The 5885-nt window shown below is 67.9% G+C and carries 7 protein-coding genes and 1 pseudogene; 1 reads left to right on the forward strand and 7 read right to left on the reverse strand.

Annotation, left to right across the window (positions count from 1 at the left end; translation table 11 throughout):
- Together AC2VON_RS02915 and AC2VON_RS02920 are read right to left on the reverse strand one after the other, a co-directional pair.
- On the reverse strand, nt 1-803 hold an 803-nt coding region (locus AC2VON_RS02915; RefSeq protein ID WP_486951600.1), incomplete at its 3' end, for a glutamate-cysteine ligase family protein.
- Nucleotides 804-847: 44 nt separating this feature from the next.
- Nucleotides 848-1510 carry a sensor domain-containing protein gene (locus AC2VON_RS02920; RefSeq protein WP_486951595.1) on the reverse strand — a complete coding sequence of 221 codons (663 nt, stop codon included), beginning with the start codon at nt 1508-1510 and terminating at the stop codon, nt 848-850.
- Between the two features lie 246 nt (nt 1511-1756).
- Here AC2VON_RS02920 and AC2VON_RS02925 point away from each other — a divergent pair, with 246 nt between their 5' ends.
- Nucleotides 1757-2815 (forward strand): PE-PPE domain-containing protein, encoded by a 1059-nt coding sequence (locus AC2VON_RS02925; RefSeq protein ID WP_486951596.1) that lies wholly within the window; start codon nt 1757-1759, stop codon nt 2813-2815.
- Nucleotides 2816-2827: 12 nt separating this feature from the next.
- Here the strand turns inward: AC2VON_RS02925 and AC2VON_RS02930 are convergent, their stop codons facing one another.
- The 5 genes and pseudogenes from AC2VON_RS02930 to AC2VON_RS02950 all read right to left on the reverse strand — a co-directional run.
- The gene (locus AC2VON_RS02930; protein WP_486951597.1) at nt 2828-3178 is read right to left on the reverse strand and encodes a hypothetical protein; all 351 of its coding nucleotides are present in this window, start codon (nt 3176-3178) and stop codon (nt 2828-2830) included.
- A gap of 121 nt (nt 3179-3299) precedes the next feature.
- On the reverse strand, nt 3300-3647 hold the full coding sequence (locus AC2VON_RS02935) for a hypothetical protein (protein WP_486951598.1): 348 nt from the start codon (nt 3645-3647) through the stop codon (nt 3300-3302).
- 353 nt (nt 3648-4000) lie between these two features.
- Complete coding sequence (locus tag AC2VON_RS02940; protein ID WP_486951599.1) at nt 4001-4282, reverse strand: hypothetical protein; 282 nt, start codon at nt 4280-4282, stop codon at nt 4001-4003.
- 483 nt (nt 4283-4765) lie between these two features.
- Nucleotides 4766-5569, reverse strand: a complete 804-nt coding sequence (locus tag AC2VON_RS02945) for a L,D-transpeptidase (protein WP_486951601.1) — start codon at nt 5567-5569, stop codon at nt 4766-4768.
- 155 nt (nt 5570-5724) lie between these two features.
- Nucleotides 5725-5885: pseudogene (locus tag AC2VON_RS02950) on the reverse strand (DUF4185 domain-containing protein); the annotation flags it as partial.

Genomic DNA, 5885 nt, shown 5'->3' on the forward strand with positions numbered 1-5885 from the left:
GCGTGCGGACCGAGTACCAGCATCACCGGCGCGTTCAGGCCGTAATGCGCCCAGTCGGTGGCGGGGTCGGCGCCCGCGCCGGCAGGGTCCCCCAGGATGGGGCCGCACCGCGCCGAGTCCAGCTGGCTCCACACCCGCTGCCGGGTGGAGCGCCAGCCAGAGAAGTCTCCGGCCAGCAGCGGCGAGTTGGCGGCGATGGCCACCATCGTCGGCCCCAGCGCGTGCGCCAGCCGGACCCGCCCGGCCCAACCGGCTCGTGCGCCGGCATCCAGGTTGACCTGAATCGACGCCGTCGACGTCATCATCGCCGCGCCCGCCTGCCCGGTGTGACTGGCAACGAAGAACCGTTCCATCGCCTCATAGCGCGCGCCCGGGTTGATTCGCCGGGTCGGCCGCAGCGGGTCGGCACCCAGCGGCACCAGCCCCAGCGCGGCGCCCGCAAATGCCGACCGCAGCACCGCCTGGTCGGCCGTCATCGCCTCGATGGCCGCGACGACGCCGTCGGTGGGTGGGCTGGACAGTTCCACCGCCCCACCAGGCTCGACGCTGACCGCGCTGCCGCCCGGCAACGGCGGCAGTGCGGCCAGCACGGCACCGATCTCTTCCCAGCCGGGCCGACGGCACGGATCGGCCGGGTCGTAACAGTGCGCCTCGACTTCCAGACCCACCTTGGCGGGCGGGGCGTCGGTCAGGCAGCGGTCGGTGATGTACTGCGCGGCCTCCGATGAGCTGGCTATCTCGGCCACCTCGGCAGGCTCGGCGGGCTCGGTGGGGCCGGTGCAGCGCTCATCGGGTGGTGACATCTGTGACGCCACCCGGACTTCGCTATCCGACATGTCCGGCCCGGCTACTGGCCCAGGGTGTTCTGCATCGCCCCGGCCAGCACGTTCACCGCCGGCCCGGCGTTGCCGGATTGGCACACCTTGGCCTGCAGCAGCACATTCTCCAGCAATCGGGTCTGGTTGAAACAACGCCGGTCGGTGTCGGCCTCCTGTTTCACCCACGCCGCGTCGGTGCCGGTGGGCGGCCCGCCGGCGAAGGACCACACCTGGGTGACGCCGTTGTCCAGGTGCATCGCGGTAGTCTGTCCGGAACACCCGACGGTTCGGTCGGTGACGCGGTGAAACGCCCGTCCGGCGGCGTCGTTGGTGGCGAACACCCCGACCGCCTGTTTGACGAGGTGATTCTGGTCGGTGGCCGACGTCTGGGTGACCGCACTGTTGAACGACGCCAGGTCGGGATCGTTGTAGACCTCGGGCAGCCCGATGTCCGCCCAGTTGTTGCAGACCGGATTGTCCACCCAGTAGCCCTGGTAGGGGTCACGGGCCGCCGACTCCCAGCCCATCGGTGCGCCGACGACGTTTCCTACCGCCCCTTTGGGGAGCACCGCGTAGGACACCACACCAGGATCCGAGGGGCGCGCCGCTGCCACCGGGCAGCCGGGAAATCCGGTCGCCGCTGCCGCTGCCACCAGGCCCAGGTCGCGTGCCAGTGCGGCGGCCACCCGCACGACTACGCCTTCGCGGAAACGTCGGCGTCGGCGTCTGGCAACGCTGTGACGTGCCCATCTGGCCCGCCGCGGGTCGCGGTCGACTGCGTGGCGAAAACGACTTTGCGGCTCATGGGCTTGATCATGCCAGGATCGACCCTGCACCGGCTCGCTTACCCCGGCACGGGTCGGCACGCTGCGTGCACGAGCTGCGTGCACTACTGTGCTAGTCAGTTGTCAGGGTGGGGCGCATGTCAGGGGAGATGAATGGGACTGCTCGACGCAAGCGGCATGGTGATCACCGCCACGGTGGGGGCGTCCGTAACCGTTGCGGCCGCTGTGGCCCCTGTCCCGCACCCGGAAGGTGCTGGGTCAGTCCTGCGCGAATCCGATTATCTGCTCGCCTCCTCTGAGACCTCGGTCGACCAAGTGCTCACCGGGGATGTCGGAGGGGTCTGGTCCGACAGCACGACTCCGTCCAGCCAAGATCTCGCCCTCGTCCTCGGACCCACGGGCATACCCACCCCTAGCGACCAGTACCTTCAGGCGGCATACAACCTCTACCTGGAACCCAGCGGGCTCTACACCGGCCCGGAGAGCGATGTCTACGCGCTGACCACCCCCGAACTCAGCGGGGACACCGAGACCGGGCTGGCGGCGGACGAGGCGGACATCCGGGCCGCACTGATGCCGCTGCTGAACAGCGGCCATCACGTCACCCTGTTCGGCTACTCGCAGTCCACGGCGGCGATTTCCGAGGTGCTCAACCAGCTCACCGCGGAGTACGGCGACAAGTACGCCGGCGCCATCACCTTCGTCCTCGTCGGCGACTCGGCTTCGCGGTACGGGTTCCTGGCCAATTTCTACGACTCACTGCCCTCCTGGATGCAAAGTATCCTGCTGAGCAACGCCCAGAGCTTGGGAATGGGTGGCGGGGTGATGGACCTGGGATCGACACAGCCACCGGCCATCGACCTCACACCGGACGGCCCCTACCACGGTGACGTGTTCACGCTGCAAAGTGGCGGGTCGGGTGATCCGTTCCCGGATGGATACGCCTCGTGGAGCCCGGATTCCTTCGCCACCGGATCTGATCTGGGGTGGCAGGAATTACTCGGTATGCTCATCGGCACCCACGAGGAGTACCTGGGCCTGACGCCCGGCGACGTGGCCCAGGCGCTGGCCCAGGTGGACCCCGCCGACACGGTCAACTACCTGGACCTGAACCCGGCCCAGACCGAACTCGAAATACTCACCCAGGCGGCGGCCGAGGTGGGCTACATACCACAGTGGTTGGCCGACGGTCTGCTCGGAATGGGTCTCTGAGGGGCGTCCCCGCTACGGGTGTGGCGGAGCCGGCGGGCTCGGCGGAGTGCCGGTGCCGGCGGGTCCACCGGGGCCGCCGGGGCCGGGACCGACGGACTCCGGCCCGGAGTTCGGGCCGTGCCCCATCGGCGACGGGGATTCGCCCATCATGCATCCTCCGCGATGGTGATGCCCGTACCAACCGCCGCCACTGACGTAGGCACCGGTGAAGAAGATCATCGAGGTGACGAAAACGACCCCTGCGACGATCACCACCCATGCGGCGGCCTGGTAGAGCCGGCTCGGTTTGGCCCACGGTGGCGGTGGCTGTAACTGTGCTGGAGCATCGGCAGGCTGATTTCGGGGTTCGGGAGTTTCGGTCATGACCTGCATCATGCCTGACAAACTAGATCGGCGGACGACTTCGCCGATCAACCAGGCCTGCCTCCGGGCATCTTGGGCCTACGACTAGCCGCGGTGCTGGTCACCTGCGCTGAGTCGGCGCTTACCGGCCCGGCGGCACCGGGGACGGGGTGACCGACTGCGGCAGCTCACCGGGGCCGGGGGCACCCGCGGTCGGCGCGACCGGGGCCGGCTCCTGCTGGTGCTGCCCACCCCGGTGCATCATCGAGTGGTGATGATGGTGATGGTGGCCGTGCCAACCGCCGTGGTGGCCGAGCCTGACACCGGAGAAGAAAATGACGGCGACGACGAACACGATCCCGGCGACGATGCCGACCCAGGCGGCGAACCGGAAGAGCCAGTAAGGTTTCGGCGCCGGCGGCGTGGACGGTACGGACGTTACGGAGATGGCCGAAGCCGGTCGAGCGCTGGATTCAGGTGATTCATTCATGCCTGCCATGGTGCGTGGGCAAACACCAGTCAGCGCTAGGTCCCGGCTATGTGGCAGCTATGAGGTGTCGCTCGGCGTCCTCGTGGCGGCGCTGTGCACGTCGCCGCAGTCGAGGCCCACGGCGGGCATGTCACGAGACGATCGCCGGTCGCTTCGATGACGCATCGGTTCGATTACGAATTCAATCTGACATTTTTGTACTTACAGCCATGTGATACGTTAATCCACGGTCATATGAGTGGCGGAAATTCGGAGGCCTGGGAACTAATCATCGGAGTTGGCATTGACGACGTTCAATCGATTGGCTATCGCGGCAATTACCGGCATTGGGTTATGCGGAGGCGCTGCGGTCTTCAGTTCCGAAACGCCAGCAGCACCGTTGCCCACGGGTGGACCGGTGTGCCGGGGCGGTGTCGCAGTCTTTGTCGGCCCAGCGGCCGGCGCTCCAGTTGCGGGTGAGGTCCCCGCCGCCGCTGGTGCTCCTGCGGCGGCAGGTGGTCCGGTAGGTGGTCCGGCAGGTGGTCCGGTAGGTGGTCCGGCAGGTGGTCCGGCCGCTGCACCCGGTGTTCCCGCTCCGGGTGGCGTCGCACCCCCGGCCGGAACGGTGCCGGCTGGCACAACAGCGCCAGCAACACCGTGTGCTCCCGCAGGCGCAGATTTGACGGCCCTGGCCGGTCCGTTGGTACCCATGGCACTTCCCGGGCCACTGCCGGCGCTTCCCGTCGTGCCGGCGGCGCCCCTGGTTCCGTTGATTCCCCCGGTTCCGGTGATTCCCCCGGTCCCCCCGCTTGCGGCGACTCCTCTGATTCCCCCTGTCCCCCCGCTTGCGGGGGCTCCTCTGATTCCCCCGGTTCCGGTGATTCCCCCTGTCCCCCCGCTTGCGGCGACTCCTCTGATTCCCCCGCTTGCGGCGACTCCTCTGATTGCCCCGGCTCTTGATGCCCTTCCGCCGGTCCCGTTGGTGGCGCCGGGCCCGGCAGGTGCCGCGGCTGCGAGCCCTCTGGCAGGGCTACTGACCGACGCCGTCGGCTTCCCGGTGAACTTGGCTGCCGGTAGCAAGTAACGACCACTCGGCGTATATCAGCGCCGATCCGATTATCGAATCGGATTTGTTTCCACTACTCCTCCACGATCACCGGATCGCCGACGTTGACCGTGTTGAAGTACCACTCCGCATCAGTTGGGCTCAGACCGATGCACCCGTGGGTGACATTGTCGATACCCATGGAGCGAAGCGCCCACGGAGCCGAGTGGACGTACAGGCCGCGCCCGGTGATCCGGACGGCGTGATCGACCGAGAATCGGTACCCCTCGGCGTCGTCGACCGGGATGCCGACGCTGCTGGAATCCATCACGACCGAGCGATCCTTGGCCATGACCGTGTAGCGCCCGACCGGCGTGGGGAACTCGGCCTTGCCCATCGTGGCCGGCATCACCCCGTCCTCACCCCAGTGCGGGCGGTGGTGCGGCGCCGGCAAGGGTCCGGCCCCGACGCCGTCAACGGTCACCGTGAAGGTGCGGGCCGAGATATTGGCGACGCCCACCACCGCGGGGCCCGTCTCGAAGTCAGCGGTCAGTTTGCCGACCGACAGCGCCACCGTGCTGTGCGCCGGCCAGAACTGGTCAGGGACCCACCGCACCACGGTGTCGTCGAGCCACTCGTAGTTCCCGGTCATCTTCGGCGTCGTCTGCACGGTAATCGCGTGCTCGGCTGCCCGGCGGTCGCGCACCGGTGACCACAACGTCACCACTACCGGATGTGCCACACCGACGACCGTGCCCGCCGCCGGCAGCACCGATGCGATGGCGACGCCCCGCGGTTGATTCACCGCAGCGCTACTCGCCCCGGCCGGCGGCACGACCGCGACGGCCGCCGCGACAAGGACCCCCACCACAGCAACAGAGCGCACCGCTGCCCACATCGCGGACATACCTTCCCGATCACTTGACTGCACGTTACTGCCGTTGATGGTATTGGGGTTTGATCGGTCAACCGATGAGCGCGCAGCCGTGTTTCGGTCAAGGCTTCGTCAAGGTTTGGTCACTACATCCGCACCGTCGTGGGTGCGGGATTGGGCTACGACCACGGCTTGAACGGGTTGACCGCGAACTGGATCACCCGGTAGGGCGCCCGCTCGCGCGGGTCGCTGTTGTTCCACTGGCTGACGAACACCCGCAGCTCGTCCAGCGTGGACCCGGGCGAGATGTAGCCGCCGTAGGGCTGCGCGAGCCGGTTGT

The organism is Mycobacterium sp. TH-M82, assembly GCF_057473605.1.